At 66.3% G+C, this 24051-nt stretch carries 21 protein-coding genes; 5 read left to right on the top strand and 16 right to left on the bottom strand.

Features of this window, described 5'->3' with window-relative positions; translation table 11 throughout:
- Window positions 1-108 precede the first annotated feature (108 nt).
- The 9 genes from QZX79_RS05245 to QZX79_RS05285 all read right to left on the bottom strand — a co-directional run bounded on the left by QZX79_RS05245 (window position 109) and on the right by QZX79_RS05285 (window position 5477).
- Complete coding sequence (locus tag QZX79_RS05245) at window positions 109-549, bottom strand: DUF5956 family protein (protein ID WP_294565601.1); 441 nt, start codon at window positions 547-549, stop codon at window positions 109-111.
- A 73-nt stretch (window positions 550-622) separates the two neighbouring features.
- Window positions 623-748 (bottom strand): hypothetical protein, encoded by a 126-nt coding sequence (locus tag QZX79_RS05250; RefSeq protein ID WP_294565604.1) that lies wholly within the window; start codon window positions 746-748, stop codon window positions 623-625.
- A gap of 125 nt (window positions 749-873) precedes the next feature.
- Entirely contained in the window at window positions 874-1338 is a 465-nt protein-coding gene (locus tag QZX79_RS05255; protein ID WP_294565607.1) for a pilus assembly protein TadG-related protein, read from the bottom strand.
- Window positions 1339-1345: 7 nt separating this feature from the next.
- Complete coding sequence (locus QZX79_RS05260) at window positions 1346-1735, bottom strand: hypothetical protein (protein ID WP_294565611.1); 390 nt, start codon at window positions 1733-1735, stop codon at window positions 1346-1348.
- 64 nt (window positions 1736-1799) lie between these two features.
- Entirely contained in the window at window positions 1800-2198 is a 399-nt protein-coding gene (locus QZX79_RS05265) for a TadE/TadG family type IV pilus assembly protein (RefSeq protein WP_294565613.1), read from the bottom strand.
- Window positions 2199-2411: a hypothetical protein gene (locus tag QZX79_RS05270; RefSeq protein WP_294565615.1), complete on the bottom strand. Its 213-nt coding sequence runs from the start codon at window positions 2409-2411 to the stop codon at window positions 2199-2201.
- A 44-nt stretch (window positions 2412-2455) separates the two neighbouring features.
- Window positions 2456-3400, bottom strand: coding sequence for a type II secretion system F family protein (locus QZX79_RS05275; RefSeq protein WP_294565619.1), 945 nt, complete (start codon window positions 3398-3400; stop codon window positions 2456-2458).
- The gene (locus QZX79_RS05280) at window positions 3397-4254 is read right to left on the bottom strand and encodes a type II secretion system F family protein (protein WP_294565623.1); all 858 of its coding nucleotides are present in this window, start codon (window positions 4252-4254) and stop codon (window positions 3397-3399) included. Before QZX79_RS05280 ends, QZX79_RS05275 begins: the two co-directional genes overlap by 4 nt.
- Window positions 4251-5477, bottom strand: coding sequence for a CpaF family protein (locus QZX79_RS05285; RefSeq protein ID WP_294565626.1), 1227 nt, complete (start codon window positions 5475-5477; stop codon window positions 4251-4253). Before QZX79_RS05285 ends, QZX79_RS05280 begins: the two co-directional genes overlap by 4 nt.
- A 534-nt stretch (window positions 5478-6011) precedes the next feature.
- On the opposite strand from QZX79_RS05285, the gene QZX79_RS05290 reads away from it, so the two are divergent.
- The 3 genes from QZX79_RS05290 to QZX79_RS05300 all read left to right on the top strand — a co-directional run bounded on the left by QZX79_RS05290 (window position 6012) and on the right by QZX79_RS05300 (window position 13125).
- Window positions 6012-8927 (top strand): hypothetical protein, encoded by a 2916-nt coding sequence (locus QZX79_RS05290; RefSeq protein WP_294565629.1) that lies wholly within the window; start codon window positions 6012-6014, stop codon window positions 8925-8927.
- A gap of 316 nt (window positions 8928-9243) precedes the next feature.
- A complete protein-coding gene (locus tag QZX79_RS05295) occupies window positions 9244-11268 on the top strand; it encodes an FG-GAP-like repeat-containing protein (protein ID WP_294565632.1) in 2025 nt (674 codons plus the stop codon).
- Window positions 11269-11337: 69 nt separating this feature from the next.
- A complete protein-coding gene (locus QZX79_RS05300; protein WP_294565634.1) occupies window positions 11338-13125 on the top strand; it encodes an ABC transporter ATP-binding protein in 1788 nt (595 codons plus the stop codon).
- A 171-nt stretch (window positions 13126-13296) separates the two neighbouring features.
- On the opposite strand, the gene QZX79_RS05305 is transcribed toward QZX79_RS05300, so the two are convergent.
- From QZX79_RS05305 to QZX79_RS05315, 3 genes are read right to left on the bottom strand one after another with little or no spacing between them, the layout of a single operon-like run.
- Window positions 13297-14331, bottom strand: a complete 1035-nt coding sequence (locus QZX79_RS05305) for a glycosyltransferase family 4 protein (RefSeq protein WP_294565637.1) — start codon at window positions 14329-14331, stop codon at window positions 13297-13299.
- Window positions 14318-14695: a DUF2304 domain-containing protein gene (locus tag QZX79_RS05310; protein ID WP_294565640.1), complete on the bottom strand. Its 378-nt coding sequence runs from the start codon at window positions 14693-14695 to the stop codon at window positions 14318-14320. Before QZX79_RS05310 ends, QZX79_RS05305 begins: the two co-directional genes overlap by 14 nt.
- A 5-nt stretch (window positions 14696-14700) precedes the next feature.
- The gene (locus QZX79_RS05315) at window positions 14701-15366 is read right to left on the bottom strand and encodes a glycosyltransferase family 2 protein (RefSeq protein WP_294565644.1); all 666 of its coding nucleotides are present in this window, start codon (window positions 15364-15366) and stop codon (window positions 14701-14703) included.
- Between the two features lie 417 nt (window positions 15367-15783).
- Between QZX79_RS05315 and QZX79_RS05320 the strand changes: the two genes are divergently transcribed.
- On the top strand, window positions 15784-17745 hold the full coding sequence (locus QZX79_RS05320) for a DUF6541 family protein (protein ID WP_294565647.1): 1962 nt from the start codon (window positions 15784-15786) through the stop codon (window positions 17743-17745).
- A gap of 129 nt (window positions 17746-17874) precedes the next feature.
- Here QZX79_RS05320 and QZX79_RS05325 read toward each other — a convergent pair whose 3' ends face one another.
- Genes QZX79_RS05325 through glf form a run of 4 tightly spaced genes read right to left on the bottom strand, consistent with a single transcriptional unit; the run spans window position 17875 to window position 22714 of the window.
- Window positions 17875-18603, bottom strand: coding sequence for an ABC transporter ATP-binding protein (locus tag QZX79_RS05325; protein ID WP_294565650.1), 729 nt, complete (start codon window positions 18601-18603; stop codon window positions 17875-17877).
- A gap of 3 nt (window positions 18604-18606) precedes the next feature.
- Entirely contained in the window at window positions 18607-19500 is an 894-nt protein-coding gene (locus tag QZX79_RS05330; RefSeq protein WP_294565652.1) for an ABC transporter permease, read from the bottom strand.
- 2 nt (window positions 19501-19502) lie between these two features.
- A complete protein-coding gene (locus QZX79_RS05335; RefSeq protein ID WP_294565655.1) occupies window positions 19503-21530 on the bottom strand; it encodes a glycosyltransferase in 2028 nt (675 codons plus the stop codon).
- A complete protein-coding gene (gene glf, locus QZX79_RS05340; protein WP_294565657.1) occupies window positions 21527-22714 on the bottom strand; it encodes a UDP-galactopyranose mutase in 1188 nt (395 codons plus the stop codon). Before glf ends, QZX79_RS05335 begins: the two co-directional genes overlap by 4 nt.
- 215 nt (window positions 22715-22929) lie before the next feature.
- On the opposite strand from glf, the gene QZX79_RS05345 reads away from it, so the two are divergent.
- The gene (locus QZX79_RS05345; RefSeq protein ID WP_294565660.1) at window positions 22930-24051 is read left to right on the top strand and encodes a hypothetical protein; all 1122 of its coding nucleotides are present in this window, start codon (window positions 22930-22932) and stop codon (window positions 24049-24051) included.

Consider the following 24051-nt stretch of genomic DNA (forward strand, 5'->3'; position numbering starts at 1 on the left):
GACGGGCCCAAAGCTGGCTTGGCTCATTCCCGAATTGTCCGCCCGCCGGAGTGGCAAGGCAACGTATTGCCACCCATTCGAGCACTGGATCACGCGGCAGATGGCCGCTCAGCCGTACAGGGAACGCATTACCCCGTCGAGGACCAGCCGGAGCTCGAGCGGATGGACGGCCTCCGGTGCCGCCTCCTGGACGCCGCGGTTGATGGCGGACCAGAACGCATCGTCGCTGCTGATTCCTGCCGGGCGCCGGATGTACCAGGCATAGCCGCGCGGCAGCGGCGGGACGTCGGCGTCCGCCAGGTAGGAGTCGATGTCGTCGTCAATCGAGGCCAGGTCAGCCTCGCTGAGGACGCTGGGTTGGTGTACTTCCACGCCGCCGGTCAGGATGTGCACCTCGATGTGGCGGTCCCCGGCGGGCGCCGGCCAGCGGCACAGGTTCGATGGACCAGCGACCCAGGCCACGAGGGCACCCCAGCCGTTGGCGGTCGCCTCGACCCACCCCTCCAGCTTTTCGCTGTCCCGCACTTGATTCCACGACTGCTCGTTCACCAGTCCAGTCTGGAGCAGGCGGCACCGATCAGTCTCCATCGCCACGCTGGCCCCCGCGGCCGGCGGTCCTCCTCTATGGCACGGTTTCCTGATCGGCACCGGTCTTCGGCGTTTTGGTGCGGCAGGTCAGGGCCAGAGATGGGTCGGAGGTGGAACGGCCACTGTTGAAGTCCGCCTTGAACTGAAGTGTGTCGGCCATCGCAATGTTCGTGCTGCTGACCAGCTCAGGAGAGTTCGGATTCTCCGCCGCGGGCGACATAGATTTCCGAGGGAGCGTTGATCCACAGCGCCTCGGCCGTTCGCCACCGTGTCCTCGCTGTGCCGTCAGCGGGTCAGTTCGGAGCGGGCGTCGGCGGTGGCCGTGATGGGGATCCCGTCGGGCACCAGGACGGTGATCAAAGGCGGGTGGACCACCGCGGTGAGCACCACCTGCGCCGTCCTGCCATCAGGTGTGCCGGTGGCCGGGTCCACGGCCAGGGAGGGAGACCGCTGCCCGGCGCCGGTGCGCTGCAGATACCCCTCGGCTGTGAACCGCACGGTGCCGGGGTCAAGCACCGGCTGCGGCCCGGTGCCCGCCGCAGAGTCGATGGTGAATGTGTCCGCGGCGGCCAGGGCGGCGCCGTCGGCCGCTGACAACAACCGCGAATGCCCGAGGTAGACCGCAGAGGCGGCGAGCACCACGGCCAGGACCAGCAACAGCAGCAGGAGGTAGCCGATGATCAGCACCCCCACCTGACCGTCCTCGTCCGCCCAATCGATCTCCCGTCCGGCCTCTCCCCCTGCCTTCACGCCGGCCTCATCCGAACCGCTCCACCGACTGGGTGGCACTCGAATCCACAGTGACCGCCGAGTCATTCACTCCGGGCATGGTGGGAACCAGCGGCAGCGGCACCGCCAGCCGGACCACGACCGTGACAGTGGATCCCGGGGAAAGACAGGTCCCGTCGCAGGACATCTCAACCTGGGCCTGCTCCGGGGAAAAACCAAAGTTCTCCAGCGCCACCAGGGCCGCCTGCCGCGCCTGGGCCTGACCCTGCTCCGGAGTGTCGGCCTCCACGAACACCTTGGCCGCGTGGTCGGCCGCCCCCACCACAGCGAACGAGCCACCCTGCAGCTGCCCTGCCGACAGGACCAGGTACACCACCGGGACCAGCAGGATCAGGCCCAGGAACGTGAATTCAAGCACCGCGCTGCCGGTCTCGTTCCCTAGCCGAAAGCGTGCATGGCGGACCAGCCCGAACCGGGCGGGCCTACGAAGGAAGGATCGCACGGCCCTGAACCTCAAGCACCCCGGCCGGACCGAGCAGACCCACCACCGGAAGCGGAGCCCGAACCACCACCTCCACGAACTGGGCCCCCGCGGCCCCCGAGCGTTGGACCGTCACATCCGAAGCGAAGTCCTCCCCCACCCCCGCGGTGATCAGCTCGGTGGTGCGCTGCCCGGCATCCTCGGGACTCCGGTCGGCGAGGGTTCCGTACCGTGCGCCCGAGGCCGCGGCATCGATCAGGGTGTTGCGCACGTGCAGCACCAGCATCAGCTGGACCACCGCAAGGAAAATCACGGTGAGCAGCCCGCCGATCAACGCGAAATCGACGACCGCCGATCCCGCCTCACCGCGCAGCCTCCGGCGCCCTCCTGACCAAAGCACCTACGGGGACACCTGATTCATCGCCGCCTCGAACAGGCCCTGCAGCGCAGGCCCCGCCAGGGCCAACAGCCCCGCCACCAGCACCGCCGACATCAGCGTGATCATCACCCACCCGGGCACATCCCCGCGCTCGGCGTCGGGGTCGGAGACCACCCGCCGGTAGATGGCGGCGAGGGCCAGCCAAGCGCGGGCACCATTTCGATCTCTTGCCATTGTCATCTCCATTCTCTGAGCGGTCGGCTTTCCGGTCGTGCGGTTCAGAATCCAAGGTTGATCAGCGCAATGCCGGGGTACACGGCGAAGAGGACGGTCAGGGGAAGCACACCGAAGACCAGCGGAACCATCATGGCGATCTCCTTCTTTCCGGCCGATTCCATGAGCTCCCGTTTGGACATATCGCGCACGTCCTGCGCCTGGGCCCTCAGCACCTCGGCCAGCGGGGTGCCGCGCTGGACCGCGACGGTCAGCCCGTCGACGAACCGGGCAAGCGGGGCCAGTTGGGTGCGGCGGGAGAACTCCTGGAACGCTTCGATCACCGGGGTCCCGGCCCGGGTTTCGGCAAGCACCCGCCCGAACTCCCCGGCCAGCTCGCCGCGGGCCGTCCTGCACACCCGTTCCAGGGCGCCGGTCGCACTCTCTCCGGCGCTGACGGCCAACGCCATAAGTTCGGCAAGGCTGGGGAATTCGGCGAGCATCCGCGTCTCCCGGCGCGCGATTTGCCGGGTCAGGAGATAGTCGCGGAACAGGTACCCTCCGGCGGTGCAGGCGGGAACCATGACCGCAGCGAAGAATACGTTCGACTTTCCGGAGCCGGCCGCCAGGACCACCAGGGCGGTGGACGCACCGAGTCCGAGCGCCGCCCAGAGGATCTGCTGGGCCCGGAAGTCGGTAACGCTCAGTCCTCCACCTGCCTGCACCAGTCGGCGGTCCAGCAGGGTCGAAGCGGGATTGAACCGGTTCAGCCTGCGCACCGCATCACGAAGGACCGGCTGCAGGATGCGGCCCAGGGGCCCGAAGGGCGTCGGGCGGCCCGCGTCCGCGCCGAGCAGGCGGGACCGGACGTCCACGACCTTCAACTGCGGGCCGATCCGTTCCACGAAGCGGACTCTCCGCGCCGACGGCAGCCCGACGAGCACCATCCACAGGCCCAGCCCGAGCGCACCGCCCGCCAGGAGGGACACCGCCAGCACCTGCCCGGTCACCGGAGCACCCTCTCGTCCTCGGGCAGGGCTCCGATGCGCAGCATCACGCGGTAGCAGAGGACCGACACCACGAGGCCTCCGGCCAGGACCAGGGCGCCGGCACCGGAGTTGTAGGCGCGGACGGCTTCGGGCCGGGTTGCCAACAGCAGCAGCACGAACCACGGCGCGGCCACCGCGAGCCGGGCCGCGTTGACCGTCCAGGACTGGCGCGCCTCGAGTTCATTGCGGGTGCGGGCGCTGTCGCGGAGGAACTCCGACAGGGTGCCCAGCAGCCGGCCGAGGTCGGACCCGCCCACCTCGCGGGTCATCCGCAGGGCCTCGACGATGCGGTCCGCCACCGGGTCGGCGAGCCGATCCTTGAGCCTGCTCAACGAATCATCGAACTGCCCGCCCGCCCGGTAGTCCGCCGCGAACTCCCGAAACGCGCCGCGCAGTTCGGCCGGCCCCTTGTCGGCGAGCTGCATCAGGGCCTCGGGCAGCGAGAGACCGGCACGGATCGCCGAGCGCAGGTGATCGACGACGTCGGGCCAGAGCTCCCGCAGTGACGCCGTCCGCTTCGCGGCCCGCCACCGCACCAGGGCATACGGAGTCCAGGCGCCGAACAGGGCGAAACAGACAGCGATGGGTACCGAGCGGACCAGGACAACGGCAGTCAGGAGGACGAGGAAACCCGTGACGACGCAGGCGCCCAGCAGTCCCCGCACCGACACCGAACCGACCCCGGCCCGCACGAGCAACTCCCGCAACCGTGGGGTCCGCCGTGGGCGGGCGGAACTCCGGGGAGACGGGCCCCAGCACGCCCACCAGATCAGGAAGAGCCCGGTGCCGAGCATCACGCCCAGGACCGCGCTCACCGGCCCTCCTCAAGGAGCGCCGCAATATCGACGCCGGCCGCGGCGAACTTTTCCTGCGCGGGCATGGCCGTGGCGCAGATCCGCAGTTCACCCTCCAGCCGCCGGAAGACAGGCGAGGACTCGATGACGCCGCTCTCCACCCGGGCGCCCACTGCCATAATCTCCGTGACCTGCCGCTGGCCATCGCCGGCTCGCGCGCAGTGCACCACGAGGTCGAGGCAAGATGCGACGGTGGGCACCACGAACTCACTGGAAATGTTCTTACCGGCCAGCAACGGCAGGGTACAGATCTTGGTCAGGGCATCACGGGCGCTGTTTGCATGCACGCTGCACATCCCGGGCAGGCCGCTGTTCAGTGCGATGAGCATGTCCAGGCTCTCCGCCTCCCGGACCTCCCCGACGATGATCCGGTCCGGGCGCATCCGCAGTGCCTCCTTCACCAGGTGCCGGAGCGGGATCTCCCCGATGCCTTCGAGGTTCGGCTGCCGGCACTGGAGCCCGACGACATCGCGCAGCGGCAACTTCAGCTCGAAGATCTCCTCCACCGTGATCACCCGCTCGCGCGGTGGAATCGAGGCGCCCAGGCAGTTAAGCAGCGTCGTCTTCCCTGCTTGCGTGGCGCCGGAGACGAGGATGTTCAGCCCGGCCCCGACGGCGGCACCAAGGAACCGGGCCGCCTGGGGCGTCAGTGTCCCCAGCCCGATGAGATGCTCCAGACGGGTAGCCCGGGCGATGAACCGGCGGATATTGACCGCCCAGTGCCTGCGGGTGACATCGGGGATCACCACGTGCAGTCTCGAGCCATCGGGCAGGGAGGCATCGACGAAGGGCGAGGAGAGATCAAGGCGTCGCCCCGAGGATTTCAGCATCCGCTCCACGAGGTCCCGGACCTGCTGGGCGGTCAGGGTCAGGGAAGTGAGCTCGGATTCCCCGCCGCGGGCGACATAGATCTCCGAGGGAGCGTTGATCCACAACTCCTCGACCGTCGGATCGTCAAGGAACGGCTGCAGCACCCCGAACCCGGCGACGGCGTCATACACCTGCCGGCGGACCTTCTCGGGGTGGCCCAGCGGGGGCAGGGAGCCTCGAACCGCCCGCTCGTCGTAGTCATTGACTGCGTCCTCGACCAGGCGGAGGATCTCCGGGCCCTGCTCCGCAGGGTCGAGGCCGCGGCGGCGGATCAGCTCGCGCACTTCCTCCTCGACCATGCGCACAGCATCCATTCGAACCCCCGACCTAGGACTTCCATCAGAAGCACCCCCAGCCGGCGCACCATCAGCCTAAGGAGTGGCGCGCAGCAGGACCAGTGCCAATTCGACGATGTGGACAAATTTCTTCCCCCGCTCCACGGGGGCCCTTTAAGGAGGAGCAAGGAAAATCGCTCTCCCGCGGTCGTCAATATGCGTTACTCTCTGAGAACCCGACGCGCTAAGTGCCTGCGGCAAGCAACCGATTGCTCCATCGATGCCTGCCCAGACGACTGCGAAAGAGCGTCCAATGGCACCTCCGGTGCTGTGGTCGGGCAGAAAACGGTCTCGGAGCATCTAGTTGGGGAACTAATGAATTCAGCACCGTGGGCATCTGTGCCCGGATCCCGCACGCCCGCATCGCGCCAGCCAGCCCGGGGGAATGCCAGCCAGCTCGTAGCCCACACCAGAGCGCTGGTCGTACTGCTCACCGCTGCGGCCCTCCTCGGCGGATCCTTGACACCGGCAATTGCCCAGGAAGTCCCCCCGGCCCCGGAAACCGGAAGCGAGATGCCCACCCCGGATCCCTCGCCGTCATCCGAGCCCGCCCCGGAGCCCGAGCCGTCATTCGAGCCCTCGCCATCGGCCGAGCCCAGCCCGGAGCCGTCTCCGTCGGAGGAACCGTCGGAGGAACCGTCGGAGGAACCACCGCCCTCGACCAGCATCGATGAGGCAATTGACCGGTTCAACGCCGCCAGGGCTGACTTGGGTTTCGAGCCGGTCGAGCTGAGCGACGAAGCTGGAGTTTTCCTCGAAGCCGTCCACGGCCGGACCAACGAGGAAAAGGCCCCGGAGATTGCGGCCTTCGAACTCGACCACACGCTGACTCCCCTGCCCCTGTTTTACCTCGAGCAGGAGGAGGCTGCTCCTGCTCAGGCGCCGGAGCTCCTGGACAGCTACTTCGCGTCCCTCCTTGAGCCGCCCCTATCCGAGGACGCCGGCTGGAAAGCCGCCATGGAGGCCGCGACGGCCGTGGGCTGGTTCTCGAAAGAGGACGCCGAAACGGAGGGCCCCACCACGCAGAGCAGCGGGTTCAGCCTCTTCGGCATACCGACACCGGCCTTCACCGAAGCGCCGCAGCTCAGCGGGGTCAGCCAGGTCGGCCAGAGGGTCACCTTCGAGCACTCCGGCTACACGGCCGGAGCCACCTTGTCGCTTCAATGGTTCCGCAACTCGGACCCGATCGACGGCGCCACGAACCCGGACTACACCCTGCAGCTCGAAGACCTCGGCCGTGAAATCTCCGTGCGGGCGACACTGTCCAGGGAGGGCTGGATCGACGGCGTCTCGGTCCACCCGCTGGCCGAAGTGGTGGAGCCGGGAGGCCTTGTGGCACCGTCCGTCACCATCTCCGGCCTCCCTCAAGTGGGGGCTCGACTCATGGCCGTCCTTGGCGACCCGGGACCGGTGCCCGCCACCATCACCTATGAATGGCGGCGCGCCAGCACTGTGATCCCCGGCGCCGAAGGCGCTTCGTATGCTCCCACCGCCGAGGACGTCGGCCACCAACTCAGCGTCATCGTCACCGCCTCGGCGCCCGGCTACACCCCGGCCACGGCGACCTCCGAACCCACCGACCCGGTGAGCGGACTGCTCACCGCCCCGGTGCCCGTCATCACCGGCGCCGCCGTCGTCGGGTCGAAACTGGTTGCCTCCCCCGGCACCTGGGCGCCGGCACCGGTGACCCTGACCTACGCCTGGTACGCGGACGACGCCCGGATCCCCGGAGCCTCCTCAAGCACCTACATACCCTCCCCCGGCGACGCCGGCAAGCGCCTCACGGTCCGGGTGACCGGCCAGAAGCCCGGCTATGTGACCCGCACGCGCACCTCCGAGGAAACCGCCGCCGTCCTGCAGGCGCTGGTTTCCCCGGTGCCGAAAATCACCGGCGCGGTGATTGTCGGGTCGAAGCTGACCGCCTCCCCCGGCACCTGGGGACCGGCGCCGGTGGCCCTCACCTACGCCTGGTTTGCCAACGGCGTCCGGCTCACCGGCGCGACCTCGGCGTCCTACACCCCCACCTCCGGCGTGGTGGGGAAGCGAATCTCGGTGCAGGTGACGGGGTCCAAGACCGGGTATGCCCGCGCGGTTAGAGTGTCGGCGTCCACTGTACCCGTGGCTCCGGTCGAAGAGATCCCGCCAACGCCCACCGAAGCGGGATCACGCAGCGGCTGGAACTCCATCGCAAGGGACATGTTCCACCGGATGGAAAGCGACCCGGATGGGCAGGAGGATTATGCCTCCTGGACCTACGCGTATCAGGCCCGGATGGCCGCGGAATACCGCGGGTGGCAGCACCCGACGACCCAGCAGTACCTCGCAAAGGTCTACAGCCTGAACAAGGCCGATGGGGGGTATGGAATGGGGAAGTCCTGGGACGCCTTCGGGGACGGGTCGGTCAACCCGGCCTCCACGACGTACACGGTCTCGACGGCGGATCATGTTGGGGAGGTCCTGCTCGCGGGGCACCTCGCCGGCGCCGTACCCAAGGAAGAGCTGGTCGCGGCGGTGGACTCCCTCCTCAGCACGCCGATCGACGATACGCCCAACGGACGATGCATGGCCTATTCCAAGAGCCCCTCAGACCGTCCCTCAAAAGCCGGATGCGTCGTGAACGTCTCGCTCGGGGCCGCGGCGTTCCTCAACAAGGTTGCGGATTCGGGCGTCCTGGACGACGACCCCGCCAGGCTGGCGCAGACCTACCGGGTGGTATCCCAGCTGAAGTGGCTGGGCATCAACACCTACAACGAAACCCTTGGCGGCTGGGCCTACCTTTACCTTCCCTCCGGCAAGCCTCCCTTCGGCCGGCTCCCCGTCCAGGACGCGAACCACAATGCGTACACCTTCGAGTCGGCCATCACCCTGTACGGCAGGCAGTGGCTCAACGACGGCATGGCACGCTGGCTCGCGAAGCCGCCCCCGTTTCCCGCGTTCTTCGACCTCACCGGCCGTGTGAGGCAGCAGTCCCTCGTCCCGTCTGTCCACGCGCAGAACGCACTCAAGGACGCCGCATTCGTCAGCGGGAATGTCACCTTGAGGACGCAGTACGCGCAGCTGGGCATGTGGTCGATGCGGCTGGCGAAAAGTGCAACCCTGCATTCGATGCAATGGCGCCCGACCGCCTCAATTGGCAGCATCGGCGTCTTCAACAGCAAAGGCACCTCCCTCACCACGACCGTGCGAAAAGGCTCGACGGTCTACCTGCGCTCGACTGTCCTTTCCGGGACCTCCGTTCCCATTGTGAATCAGACGGTAAAACTGTCGATCGACGGTTCGTACAGCAGCAGAAAGACGACGGGCCACCAGGGGAACATCGCTTTCACCGCCACTGTCACCCGAAACTCCTGCTATTCCTTGACCGTCAGTAAGGAGTACACCACGACGAAGTCTCCTGTCACCAAGACCATATGTTTTCGGGTTACCTGATGGGCGGGCTCCGGGAGGGCAAGAAAGGCCAAACTTCTTCTCCGAAGGGGTTGACAATGCGCGACACACCCCATCCGTCACACCGAAATGCCGTGATTAGCAAATAAAATCCGCTTTCACACAAGAAACAATAGTCACAGGTGTAACGTCGTTGTAGTCTTCATGGGACCGCTCGCCCTGGCCTTTTGGCCTGGACTCTGGAGAACCCGTGACTTTTGCCTCCCTCAATAGAATCTTGTGCTCCACGGCCCTTTCGATGGCAATCTGCATTGGCGCAGCTCCGCTAACGGCCACGGCACAGACTCAACCCGCTCCCGTGGCGACTCCTGCCACGGAATCGCAGATCGAACCGGGCGTCGCTCCGGACCCTGCAGGTGAGGCTCCGGCCGGACCTCCGTCGCCCGCCGCCACACAGGATCCCGCAGTCCCTTCGGCACCGGCATCCGAGGCCCCGGTTCCGGCAGACCCGCAGCCAACTGCGGAAACCACCGCACCTGCAGAGGATGAAGTCACCTCCTTCGTCCCCGACCTCGACTGGAACCCCCTGCTCGAGCCCGGGGCGAATCCCCGGCTTGGCGAAAACCACCCCGAGCCGCACGAGGCTGCCCAGCACGGGCAGGAGGAAGGGAAGCTCGGAGCCGCCGCCTTCGGCCCGCGCTACGGGAACTTCAAAGTGAAGCTTGTAACGGTGAAACTCGCCGACAAGACCCTGGCGGATGTAAACGCAATCAACCTCGACGCTGCGCGGGCTTCAATTGCAGCTGCGGATTCCTACTGGCGCTCGGCGTCCATGGGCCGGCTCTCCATCACCACCGTTTCCGAGGTGAGGGGATTCGCTTCGAAGGCCAAGCACACCGATTCCTACGACCAGATCATGGCCACCGTGACGAGGGAGCTCAACTGGCAGTACAACCCCTATGAAGCGCTGGTCCTCTTCATTCCGCACCGCGACCTGAATTCATATGGAAACTGGGGAATTCTCGGCGGTGGATTCACCGACAGCGCGACAAGCGGCCGCGTCATCATGCCCTACCCCTCGGCAACGACGAAGAACGTGGTTTCCCACGAATTCGGCCACGTGCTGGGCCTGCACCACTCAAATTCCCTGAACTGCACCAACGGGCGGGTCGACGTCGCTCGAATTGCGGGAGCGACGTGGGGCGATACTGCGTGCAGGTCCTGGGAATACGGCGACACCCTCGACATCATGGGCTTCGCCCAGCTGCATACCCCAATGATCAACTCGTTCATGTACGAATTCGGCGGCTTTGGCCGCGGGGATGAAATACGGAATGCCGGCATCGCGAGCGGGTCGAAACAGTACACCCTGAAGGCGTGGGCCGGGGGCGAAGCACAACGGGCGGTCAAATTCACCGATCCGGGCAGCGGTGAGGTCTACTACATCGAACTGCGCCTGCCCGTCGGCCGGGATGCCAACAGCGCCATCGGCGGCAACCGCGGAGTCAAGATCATCAAGAAGGACCACCTTGGGTGGAACGGCAACGCCTCGGTGGTGCTGACCCCCAACAGCAGGTGGGTCGGCTACTACAACGAAAACCACGCGTGGCAGGCCGGGTCCGTCTTCACGACGCACCGCGGTACCCGCGTGCACATCAACTCAATCGGAGCGACCAGCGCCTCCATCACCATCACCGCGCTGACTTCCACGGTGGCTCCTGCTCCTGCGCCTGCGCCGGTGGTGTTGGATAAGACCCTGGCGGCGGTCAATGCCGGGGATTTCAACCGGAACGGCACCCATGACCTGGTTTCCCGGCGCCCGGATGGGACCCTGTGGTTCCATGACGGCACCGGCACCGGCTCGTTCCGGGCCCCGGTGAAGATCGGCTCGGGGTGGGGCATCTACAGCCAGCTCATCGGCGGCCAGGACTTCAACGCGGACGGACGCCCGGACCTGGTCGGACGCAAGACCGACGGCACGCTGTGGTTCTACGCCGGCACCGGGGTGGTCACGGCCACCTCCGAAGGCTACCGGGGCCCGGTCAAGAGCGGTGTGGGCTGGAACGCCTTCGACATCATGGTCTCCCCCGGGGACTTCACCGGGGACCGCCGCCCCGACCTGATCGCCCGCAAACCCGACGGCACCCTCTGGCTCTACGCCGGCACCGGAGCCGCCTCACCCACCCAGGAAGGCTACAAACCCGCCACCCCGATCGGCACCGGCTGGCACAACGCCACCACCATCACCGGTCCCGGCGACTTCAACGGCGACACCAAGGCCGACCTCCTGACCACCCGCGCCGACGGCTCCCTCTGGTTCTACGCCGGCACCCACGGAACCAACGCCGGCTACAACACCGCAAAACCCGCCGGAAAACTCTAACCCCACCCCCCACCGGTCCCCTGCTCCCCCGAAAGGACGATCACTGCTTCGAGTATTGTGAGATGCAGAATGAATAATCTCCTCAAAACCCTCCGGCCCCTCCTCGCTACGCTGCCACCGGGGAGCCGCAGGTTCCTCATTGGCTACGGGATAGCCACGGCCTGCCTCTCACTGCTGGACATCATCTCCCTCGGACTCATCGCCGTCCTGCTCCCGTCCCTCGTGAGCGGGGCGGAGGTTCAGCTGCCTTTCCTCGGGACCGTGGGTGAGCAGAGCCAGCTGCTGACGCTCCTCGGGATCGCCTGTGCGCTGGTCGTTGCCAAGGGTGTCTTCGCCGTGATGATCCTTCGGTCGGCGACGGCGCGGTTCGCCAAGCATGAGGTCGCCATCGGTGACCGGCTCCTGGCCTCCTACCTCTCGTCCCCGTGGGAGAAGCGCCTGCAGAAGAACTCGAGCGAGCTGGTCCGGTCCGTCGACGTCGGTGTCGGCCTGTCGGTCTCGGGGGTGCTGATTCCCTCCATGACACTGTTCGGGGAGCTCGGGACCCTCCTCGCCGTCGGCGTGGTGCTGGTGGTCGCACAACCGCTCATCGCCGTCGTCAGCATCCTCTATCTCGGGCTCGTCGCCCTGCTGCTCGCCCGGGTCATCTCTCCGCTTTCGGTCCGGATGGGCCAGGAGAACCTCAAGTGGTCGGCCAAAACGGTGAAGATCCTCACCGAGGCACTCGCGGCACTGAAGGAGATCACCCTCGCCGACCGGGCCTCCGAGGTGCGCGCCCAGGTCCACGAAACCCGCAGCCACAGCTCCGTGGCCCGCGCGAACTCGGTCTTCCTGGCCCAGGTTCCCCGCTATGTGCTTGAGTCGGCCCTCATCGTCGGTTTCCTCCTGGTTGGAGGGGTCGGTTTCGCCACGGGCGGGGCCGAGGGTGCCGTCAGCGCTGTCGGCCTGTTCGCCGTCGCCGGTTTCAGGCTTGTCCCGTCGCTGACCCGGCTGCAGGCGGTCCAGTCACAGGTGAACTCGAACTCGGCCTTCGCACAGCAGGTTGCCACAGACATCAGTGAAAGCGAGCAGCTGCTTGCGGAAAACGCACAGGAGAACCCGCAGCAGGACCTCGATGCGGAACGCGTCGACATCGTGCTGCGCGACGTCAGTTTCACCTACCCCGGCGCGGCCCAGCCCGCCCTGCGCGGTGTCAACGCGACCATCCCCGCAGGCAGCCACGTCGCCTTCGTCGGCCCGTCCGGCGCGGGCAAGTCGACCATCATCGATATCCTCCTTGGCCTCCTCCGTCCCACCTCCGGTCATGTGGAAGTGGACTCGGAGCGCATGGACCGGGTCCTGACCTCGTGGCGGAAACGGATCGGATATGTCCCCCAGGACGTCTCCCTCTTCGACGCCTCGGTCGGCCAGAACGTGGCCCTGTCCTGGGACCCTGCCAACGTCGACCACACCAAGGTGGAGGCGGCCCTGCGGCGGGCACAGATGTACGACGTGGTCATGAACCGGGAGGGCGGACGGGACGCCCTGATCGCCGAGCGCGGGCTCGCCCTCTCCGGCGGACAGCGCCAACGGCTGGGCATCGCCAGGGCGCTCTACAACGAACCCGATGTGCTCGTGATGGATGAGGCGACCAGTGCCCTCGATACGGCAACGGAATCCGCGGTCACCACCGCAATCCGCGAACTCCACGGCGAAGTCACCGTCATCACCGTCGCCCACCGGCTTTCGACCATCCGCTCGGCGGACATCGTCTTCTTCATGCAGGACGGGCGGATCGTCGCCCAGGGCACCTTCGACGAGGTCGTGGCGGCGGTTCCGGACTTCGCGCGTCAGGCACAGCTCGCGGGTCTGAGCTAGAGGCGCCCGGCGCGGGCCCAGCGGGCCCGCGCCCGCTCCCCTGCGTCCCTGACCGTCCAAGCCTCCGCCGGCGGAATCCGCCGGGGGCCCCGGGTACGGGTGTGCGCGGCAGGGCCTCAACGGAGCGTCCCAGGAGGCGGTTGGCGCGACTACCGGAGGCGGTTGGAACCGCTACTGGGAGACGGCAGCGTAGATCTCGCGGAGACGCTTCACAGCCGCTGCCGGGTCGTGGTGCTCGGCTATCCACTTCCGGCCCTCGGCACCGCGCCGTCGCAGGGTCTCCTCATCCGCCAGATCCGCAGCGATGAGCTTAGCCATGGCCGCCGGCGAATCCACGTCCTCGTGGCCCACCGGGATGCCCTCCGGATAGAAGCCCGGCGTCAGCGAAATGTAGAGCGGCACTCCCAGGGCCATCGCCTCCAGCTCGCTCGCTGCAAGGATGCCGGCGGCCTGCCCGACCGCGGCGGTGGATGCGTTGACGAAGTCGAGGTAGTCGCGGTGGCTCATCCTCGGAACGAGGTGGACCCCGGCCTTTTCGGCGTCGGCGGCCATGGGACCCCAGTCGAGTCCGTAGACATCGAAGGTGCCGCCGCTTGCCTGCACGAGCTGACGCGCCGTCTCCAGCTGGCCCGCCGCGTTCTTCGAGTCGTCCCAGCGGGAGACAAAAAATACCCGCGGCCTGCCCTGCGGGCGGGGAACCGGCGCAGGCAGCTTGGACAGGTCGATCGACACCGGCAGGTACTCGGCGTCGGGCCGGTGCGGCAGGATGTGCTCGCGCAGGTCGGGGGTCGTGTACATCACCGCGGCCGCATTACGCACGCCCCGGAGAATTGTCTCCCGCCACCGCTCGTCGTACTGGAGGGTGCGGATGTCGGTGCCGTGCAGCGTGAGCACGTACTTCTTGGGGACGAACCTGGAGTGCTGGGTGACGCCGCCGGAGTGGATGTGAAACAAGTCAGAGGAAACGGCTTGGCGCGCGAGGCCAAGGAGCCATGCCCCGCCCTGGGCTGCATACCGGGCCCGGCCCTTGACCCCCGTCAGCGGGTAGTCGGCGACGGCCCGCGGGTAGAAGCTCCAGGGCAGTTCCTGCTCGGAGGCCTTCGCGAGGATGCGCTCGGCGTAGAAGGCGCAGTCGTTGACGTGGACCACCTTCACCGCGGACAGATCCTGCCCGGCCGCCGGCTCCACCGGCTTAGTACCGTCCACTCGAGGCATCCTTTTCGTCCTTCTTCTCCCAGGGCCGCTCGGCCTCGTCCAGCGCGATGCGCCGCGAGAGCTTCGTCATGGTGGTTTCCATGGAACGGAAGCGCTGGTGCGTCGTCGACATGTACACCAGGAAGGAGACGATCAGTGCGTAGAGCACCAGGTCCGTGCCGCGGCCCACCCCGACGATCCGTGCGAACTGCGTGAGGATCGTGGGGAAGAAGATGGACAGCACTGCGGCGACCGCGAAGAGGAGGATCATGATCCGGCGGATGGCCATGTGCTTGGCGTTCGAACCGCCGCGGATGAGCACGAGGGAGAAGCCCACGACGACGAGAACCAGGACAAGCTGAACCACAATTAGCATTTGAATTACCTAAAGAGCAGGTCCGCCACAATATTGACGGAGTTGAGGAGGGATTGCCCCTTGGATTTTGAATAGTCCGTGTAAATGATTTCGACAGGGTGCTCGGTCCACCGTGGGCGCATCGAGGAAATCATTTGAACCAATTCGGAGGCGTGCGCCATGCGGTTCTGGGTGATGTGGATGTTCTGGGCCACGCCGCGGTTGAAGGCCCGCAGACCGTTGTGGGCATCCGTGAGGGGCATACCCGTGCTCCACCGCGTTTGAAGCGCCGCTGTCCGAAGCACCAGCCTCTTCAGCGACCCGATCTGGGTGCGGCCGTCAAGGAACCGGGATCCCAGAACGACGTCGGCTTCTCCGCTTTCGATGCGCTGCACCATGTCGGCGGCGTCGGAGACCCGATGCTGGCCGTCGGCGTCGAAGGTCACGACACTCGTCATGTCCGGATCCTGGAGGGCATACTCCAGGCCGGTCTGCAGGGCGGCTCCCTGTCCCAGGTTCACCGGGTGGTTCACCACGACGGCTCCGGCGGCCCGGGCGGCCTCGGCCGAGGCGTCGGTGCTGCCGTCGTTCACGCAGACGACGTGCGGGAACACCGGAAGCAGATCTTCGATTACTGAGCCGATGATGGAGGCCTCGTTGAACAGCGGGATCACAATCCAGGTACGACTCACAAGCCCAGTATCGCATAAGGGCTCCGCGGAGACACATCGACAGCCGGCCGGAGGGTCGGCTGCGAAGTGCGGCCAAGGAGGCGGAATTTATTGTGGGAAATTGTCTGCGCGCACCATTGGACGGGTGGCCGCCCGGATATTGTGCATTTCCATTTCCGGGCCCGCCGGCTCCGGGTCGCCGCCCGGCATGGGTGCCTCACGAAGGCCCGGGAAATGGCCCCGTCTGAATGCGGACGCCGACCGTCCGGGCCGCGCGGCGGACGCCCGCCGGCCAGGGCTCAGGGAGGAGGCCGGCGGCTCCTAGCGGGTCCGCGGTACCTGCCCGTGATACCGTCGACAGGTTCGCCGGAGCCCGGTGAACCCCCTTTCTCTGCCCGCGCAGATCAGCGCGGCCGCACCTTAGCCGCAGGAGTGTAAATGTCCTGGTGGGACTCCCTCCCGACCATCGCCGCAGCGATCGCTCTGCTCACCCTGCCGGGACTGGCGCTGTCAGCGGCGCTCAACGTGCGCGGTCCGCTTTCAATCGGTCTTGCACCGGCCTTCTCGGTGGCCCTGTCCGGGGTGTCCGCCGTCGTGCTGTCGCTGCTTGGCATCGGCTGGTCGCTGGGCAGTTTCCTGGCGGCCTGTGGAGTTTTCCTGGCAGCGGCGGTACTCGTGAAGCGCTTCGCGTTCCGGTCCGGGTGGGGTGAATTCTCTTTCAGGATCGACCGGGCGACCGCGATCGGCGGTTCGGCCGGGCTGCTTCTGGGGGGCCTCGCCTCCGCCTACAACCTGGTCCGCGTCTTCGACCACCCAGACAATATCGCCCAGCGGTACGACAATGTGTACCACCTGAATGCGGTGCGGTGGGTCCTCGAGCAGGGGGACGCGTCAACGCTGACGCTGGGCCGGATGCTCAACCCGACAGCGGACATCGCCATCTATCCGGCCGCCTGGCATGGCTTTGCCGCACTCGTCGCGGACGTCGCGGGGCAGCCGGTGCCTGTCGCTGCCAATGGCCTCAACCTGGTCGTGGCTTCGGTGCTCTGGCCCATCGGCGTCATGCTGTTGGCCCGGGTGGTCTTCGGTCCCCGGATGGCGCTGATTGCGATCGCCGGCCTGTTCTCGGCGGGATTCGCCGCCTTCCCGTTGGGACTCATCGACTTCGGTCCGCTCTACCCGAACCTCCTCTCCTACTCGGTGCTGCCGGCCGCGCTTGCCTTGGCGATGATGGTGCTGAGGATCCGCCCCCGCTCGGGTACCCAGTACGGCGTGGTCGTTCTGGCCTTCCTGGCCTCCATCGCAGCACTGGCGCTCGCCCAGCCGAATGGCTTCACTGCGTTGTTGGCCCTGACCCTGCCGATCGCCGTCTTCGCCTGGTGGAGGTGGACGGCAGCCCGGATCACGCGGCGCAGCTTCCGCGGGGCCATTCTTCCCCTCCTCATCGCCGCCGGTTTCGCAGCCGCGTTCGTGTACATCTGGCAGGCGCTGCTCATCGGATACGACACCTGGCTCCCTTTCACCCGCTATGCAGGTGCCATCGGACAGGCCGTCACGAGCGCTCCCCACAACCGGAGCATTCCGATCGTCATCGCGGTCTGCACGGTCGTCGGGCTGGCGGGCCTGTGCAGAAGGCGATCCCTGTTCTGGCTGCTGGCGGTCTATGCGGTGGCTGTGGCGCTCTACGTCGTCTCCGCCGCGGAGCCCCGGGGTCCCCTGCGGATCCTGACCACCGGCAGCTGGTACCAGGACCCGCAGCGCCTGGCCGCACTCCTTCCGCTTCCCACCGTGCTGGTGGCGGCATTTGGCGCCAGCTGGATCCTCGCCTGGCTGTGGAGGAGCCTCCTGTGGTTCCCGCGGACGCCGTCCGCCGCCCAGAAGGTGGTGGCGGGGGCCCTGGTTGCGGTGGTGGCGGTCCTGGGAGGACTGCAGAGCCAGCGCGGCGCAATCGATGAATTCGTCCTTGAAGCCCGGACCCACCACACCTTCGAGGGAAACCCCACCATCCTGTCGCTCGATGAACTGGCGCTGCTCGAACGGGTCGACGAAACCGTCCCGGAGGACGCCGTCATCGCCGTCAATCCGTGGAACGGCGGATCCCTTGCCTATGCGATCAGCGGCCGCAGTGTGACCCAGTACCACATGGGCCCCGGCGCGCTGCGCCCGGACCTTGCCGTCCTGGCGGAGGAACTCGACGACGCAGCAGCCGGCTCGGAGGCCTGCGCCATTGCCCGTGAGAAACGCGTTGAGTATGTGCTGGACTTCGGCGACTTCTACCTCCTCGACCGTGAAGAGGCCTATCTTTATCCCGCCTTCGATGACGCGGCAGGAGCGGCCAACCTCGAACTCGTCGACAGCGAGGGCGACGCCCGGCTGTACCGGGTGGCGAACTGCTCCTAGGCCGTACGGTGCCGCAGCCCGCGGCGCCGCCCGGTCCTTCCCGGATCGCACTGAGCGTGGAAACAAAGAATGCGGAGGCCGCAGCGGCCTCCGCATTCTTCGTTTCCGGGTGAAACCGCGGCGTGGATTTCAGCTGGCGCGGATGTGGGCGATCGCGTCTCCCACTTCACCGTCCATGACGACCCTGCCGCGCTCAAGCACGATCCCGCGGTCGCAGACCTTGCTGACCATGTCGAGATCGTGGCTGACCACGACGAGGGTCTTCCCGGCCTCGTTCAGCTCCTTGATCTTCGCCAGGCACTTCTTCTGGAACGGCTCGTCGCCCACCGCGAGGATCTCGTCGATGAGGAAGATGTCCGGGTTGGTGTGCACGGCCACGGCGAACGCCAGGCGCAGGTACATGCCCGAGGAGTAGAAGCGGACCTCGGTGTCGATGAACTCGCCGATCTCCGAGAACTCGACGATCGAGTCGAACTGCTCCCGGATTTCCTTTTCGCTCATCCCGAGGATCGAGCCGTTGAGGAAGACGTTGTCCCTCCCGCTCAGGTCCGGGTGGAACCCGGCACCGACCTCGATGAGGCCTGCCACCCGGCCCCGGGTACGGACGGTGCCGGCGTCGGGCAGCATGACACCCGAGATGTGCTTGAGCAGGGTTGATTTGCCCGAGCCGTTGAAGCCGAGCAGAGCGACCGTCTCCCCCTGCTCCACGGTAAAGGAAACGCCTTCGAGGGCGGAGAACTTCTTGTAGAGATCGCCCCGCCTGCCCTTGAGCAGCCACAGGAAGGTCTCCTTCATGGAGCGCGTATGGCGCAGCACGAACCGTTTCTCGATGCTCTTGATGTCGATCGATATGGGCATTGTCTACAACTCCTGGGCGAAGCGGCCCTCGAGCCGGCGGAAAAGAAGCTGCCCGAGGACCAGCGTGACGATGGAGAGGGCCAGGGCGATCGGAACCCAGAGCGACAGGAAGGAGGGCGGCAGCGCCTGGGTCTGGTCGGCGGTGGGCATCCAGAACGCGTAGTGGAAGGTCTCCACTCCAACGGTCAGCGGGTTGAGCAGATAGATGTTCAGGGCGGTCTGACCCAACTGGTCCCGCACCGTGGTCCAGGCGTAGAGCACCGGCGACGCCCAGGTCGCGACCATGAGCAACAGGTCCACGAGGTTCTCGGCGTCCCGGAAATAGACGTTGACGGCACCGAAGATCAGGCCGAGACCCGTGGCCATCAACGCCACAATGACAAACCCGACCACGGCGGCGCCAAGCTGCAGGACGGACGGCGTCCAGCCGGCGAACAGGCACGCGACGATCAGGATGATGATCTGCGGGAGGAAATGGATGGCGGACACCCAGATGGCGGACACCGGGAACAGTTCGCGCGGGAGGTAGATCTTCTTGATCAATCCGCCGTTCATCACGATCGACCTCGACGCATTGCCGAGTGCTTCCGAGAAGAAGTTGACGAGCACGATCCCGGAGAAGAGATAGATGGCGTAGTTCGGCAGCCCTCCGGGGTTGCGTGCGCTCTGCTCGAGGCCGAGGAAGATGCCCAGCGCGATGTAGAAGACGATGAACTGCACGCCGGGTTTGACGTAGGACCACAGCAGGCCGATGACGGAGCCGCGGTAGCGGACCTTGATCTCCTTATCGACGAGCAGCTTCAGGAGGAACCTGCTGCTGAGAACGTCCCGGAGTCCGGCACCGCGCCCGGGCGAGACCAGGCCTACAGTGCCGTCATCCGGCGTAGAGACATCCATCTTCACTCTTTGGTCCCTCCGGCGGGGTTGTCCGGTCCGTTGACGGCGAAGGTTTCTTTCCACGCTTCCTGCGAGGTGAACTGGGGCAGCGCCCTCTGGTACTGCTCGGCCAGCTCGCTCCAGTTGAGGAGCAGGCGCCGGTGCAGGTCGGCACTCCGCAGTGCCAGTTCGCGTACCTTCTCGGCGTCGCGCTTGTGCCAGGAGGCCCCCGTGCCGTCGGAAGAGGTGACCAGGGCGGAGTCCAGCTGGGCGAGCCGCCACCACCGGGCATCCATGGCCGCGACATGCTCCTCGGGATTGCGCACCGCGCTCTCCGAAACGGGCTTCAGCTGGTGCACGGCGCTCGCAAGCAGCTTCACCACGGCCGCGGGCCGGGTGCGGGCCGGCGCCGCGCCCTTGCCCTTCCGGGGGGGCTTGCTGCGCTTTACCGGCGGGAAGTCGACAAGGTCCTTCGACACGCGGGCATCGTCGAACTGCGCACGGGTGGCACGGACCTCACCAAGTTTCGTTCCGATGGTGCGGTGGAGGTGGTCCGGCCCCTCGAGGACATCGGCCAGGGCCTGGAGCCGCAGCTCCACCGCCGAGTACTGCATGGACAGCAGGTGGCGCACGTCCACGGCGAAGCTTTCCTTCGGCATGCGCCCGCCCCGCTTGTACGGCGAGTAGATCATGGTGGCCACCCACCGGTTGCGCTGGTGGTAGTAGGCCTGCCAGTCGATCGTGTCGTCCTTCTCGGTCCACGGCATGTGCCAGACGGCCGCGCCCGGAAGGGTCACCGTCGTGAACCCGTGGGACTTGGCCCGGATGCCGTACTCCACGTCGTCCCACTTGATGAAGACGGGCAGTGCGAGGCCGATTTCCTTGATGATTTGGGTGGGGATGAGGCACATCCACCAGCCGTTGTAATCGACGTCGATCCGCCGGTGCATCCACGGCGTGGTGCGCAGGTTGCTGGCGGCGAAGTCGTGCGCCTCCCGGGTGTTCACGGTGCCGCCGTAGGTGAAGCGGTACTGCTGCACGGCCTCGCCGAAGTTGTGCATCACGGAGCGCTCGAACAGGTTGAACATGTGCCCGCCCACGATGGTGGGTTTACGGGTGAAGTCGGCGAACTGGACCGCGCGGAGGATTCCCTCGGTCTCCATTTCGACATCGTCATCAAGCAGCATCACGTAGCGGCTGCGGCCGTCCTCGACGGTCTCCAGCATGCCGCGTGCGAATCCGCCGGATCCACCGAGGTTTGCCTGCTCCACGATCGCCAGCCGGTCACCCAGCACGGACGTCACCTCGTCGATCCCGGGCTCCTCCCGGACCTTCTGGGTGCCCTGGTCGGTGACAATGACCCGGTCTAGGACTTTGAGCAGTTCGGTTGAGGCCCCGAGGATGCCCAGGTTGCGGACGCAGTAATCGGGCCGGTTGAAGGTGGTCACGGCGATCGAGAGCGTCCCGGCTTCGAATCCGTCCGGCTCGGGAACGCTCCACTCCGCCTTGGTCAGCCGGACCGCGCTGCCATGGGCCGCGAGGTCGAACCAGTACCAGCCGCCGTCACCGAAGTTGGTGATGGGAAGGTCGACGACCACCGGGGTGGACCCGGTGCCGTCGGCGCGCATGCTGCTCACCCGGTTCGCTGCACCACGTGAACTCGACCGGTAGACCACGACCGTTGCCTCGCCGGTCAGCTCAATGGTCAGGCGGACCGTCCGGACCGCGGTGTGTGCCTGCCAGTAGCTCGCGGGGAACGCGTTGAAGTAGGTGCCGAGCGAAACCCTCTCATGGGCCGGCAGGGACAGGCTGCGCCGGTCGAGGACGTAGTCGGGGTGGACCTCGGCCCCGCCGGCCGCAGCGGCGCCCGCGCCCGGGGCTGGCGAGGGGAAATCCGTCTCCACAACGCGCTGGGAGTTGTTGAAGTCGACATAGAGCGGCATGGTGTCGATGTCGGCGGCTTCGGGGAACACCACCCGGTGGACCGTCTTCCACTTCATGTCCTGGGCGCTGCGGGTCTTCTTGGTGTCAGCCTTTACCGTCGTGCTCACGCGTCCACTCCTCCACTTTCAAGCCGGGCGCCGCCACTGAAGTGCGGCTTGATCTTGTTGTCGTACATCGCGAGGGCGGAGCCGATGGCCATGTGCATATCGAGGTACTTATAGGTGCCGAGGCGTCCACCGAACAGCACCGACTCTTCACCGCGGGCCAGGTCGCGGTAGGCGAGGAGCTTGGCGCGGTCATCGGCGGTGTTCACCGGGTAGTACGGTTCGTCGCCCTTCTCCGCGAAACGGGAGAATTCGCGCATGATGACGGTCGCGTCCTTCGTGTAATCCCGCTCGGGGTGGAAGTGCCGGAACTCGTGGATGCGCGTATAGGGCACGTCCTCGTCGGGGTAGTTCATGACGGAGCAGCCCTGGAAGTCCTCCATCGGAAGGACTTCCTCCTCAAGATCGATGGTCCGCCAGGACAGGTTCCCCTCGGCGTAGTCGAAATAGCGGTCCACGGGGCCGGTGTAAACGACCGGGACCTGGCCGAGCGTGGACGTGCGCGAGAAGGCGTGCCCGTCGTCGAAGAAGTCGGTGTTGAGGTGCACCTCGATGTTGGGGTGGGCCGCCATGCGTTCGATCCACGCCGTGTAGCCGTCGGTCGGCAGGCCCTCGTACTTGTCGTTGAAGTACCGGTTGTCGTAGGTGTACCGGACGGGAAGCCGCGAAATGATGTCGGCCGGGAGATCCTTGGGATCGGTCTGCCACTGCTTCCCGGTGTAGTGCTTGATGAACGCCTCGTACAGCGGCCGTCCGATCAGCTGGACGCCCTTGTCGTTGAGGTTCTGCGGATCGGTTCCGGCCAGCTCCCCCGCGTGCTCCTGGATGAGCTCGCGCGCCGCCGTGGGTCCAAGCGAAGACCGGAAGAACTGGTTGATGGTGCCCAGGTTGATGGGCATCGGGTAGACCTCGCCCTTGTGGCTTGAGTACACCTTGTGCTGGTAGCTGGTGAACGAGGTGAATCGGTTGACGTACTCCCAGACCCGCTCGTTGGAGGTGTGGAAGAGGTGCGCCCCATAGCGGTGCACTTCGATACCTGTGGACGCCTCATTCTCACTGTAGGCATTGCCGCCCACATGGTGACGGCGATCGATTACAGCTACTTTGAGCCCCAGCTCTGTGGCCGCTCGCTCCGCAATGGTTAGGCCGAAAAAACCAGATCCCACGATGACGAGATCAACGCTCACAAAAACTCCTGCTTCGATTGGCCAGACAGAGAACGTCCCTACCTGCGGGGTCAAGGTTACCCGACCTCGGTCTGAGAGCCGCCACGCAGCGCGGCTCGGGCGGGGATACGCGGGCGGCGTTCCGCGCCATCGGCCCGTCCGACTACACCTAGAGTTGCAGTATGCGACCGAAAATACTTTGCATTTCCTTTTCCGACATCCGCGCTGATGCGCGCGTGCTCCGTCAGCTGGAGGTTCTCGCCGAGTTTGGGGACGTCACAACCCTGAGTTATGGCGTGAAGCCCGACGCCGCCTCGGATCATCTGGAGATCGATGCGAGCCTTCCTTCACTCCCACAGACGCCTCTTGGGGTTGCTCTTCTGGCACTGCGCCTCCACCGCCGGGCGGAACTCATCGCGCCGGCGGTGCAGCGTGCCTTCCAGCTCAATGCCGGCCGCACCTACGACCTGGTTGTCGCGAACGAAGCCCGCGCACTCCCCCTTGCGCACCGCATCGCCAAGGGTGCGCCGGTGTGGGGGGACATGCATGAGTGGGCGCCCGAAGAACGCGCCCACGTGCGGTCCTGGAAACTGCTCGTCAAACCGTTCATGACCGACGTCTGCGCCCGCTACCTTCCTGAAACCCAGGCGGTGACCGTGGTCAATGACTCGATTGCGGCCCTCTACGAGAGTGCCTTCGGCTGTGCCACGGAGACCGTGAGGAACGCCAGGCCCTTCGTGGATCTCGAACCGGTGCCGGTCGATGCAGACGCCATCCGGTTGGTGCACAGTGGGGCAGCTGTTCCCGGCAGGAACCTCGAGGGAATGATTGAAGCCGCCGCGGGACTTGGCCCCCAGTACAGTCTCGACTTCTACCTGGTCCCGGCCAGGGACGGCGGAAAGTACCGCCGTTTCCTCGAGGAGCTTGCGGCCGGCGCAGCCCGCGTCACTTTCCACGACCCGGTCAAGCCGGAGGAACTACCGGCCGTACTGAACCGGTACGACATCGGAATCTTCTCCCTGCCTCCCCAGACGAAGAACCATGAACTCATGCTCCCCAACAAGTTCTTCGACTTTGTCCAGGCCCGGCTGGCGATCGTCTTCAGCCCCTCGCCCGAAACCTCACTGCTGATTCGGGAGAGCGACCTCGGTGCCATCACAGAGGACCACTCACCGGCCGCTCTGATCCGGAGTATCCAAGGGATGAGCCGGGAAGACATCGCGCGGTACAAGGCCAATGCGCACCGGGCCGCCCGGCAGCTCAGTTCCGAGTCGGACGAATCCACGGAACGCTCGATCCTGCGCAGGCTGCTCAGCCTGAATTCCTCAACGACCTCCGGCTCAACCCCGGAACGATAG

This window comes from uncultured Arthrobacter sp., assembly GCF_902805515.1.
Lineage (GTDB): Bacteria > Actinomycetota > Actinomycetes > Actinomycetales > Micrococcaceae > Arthrobacter_D.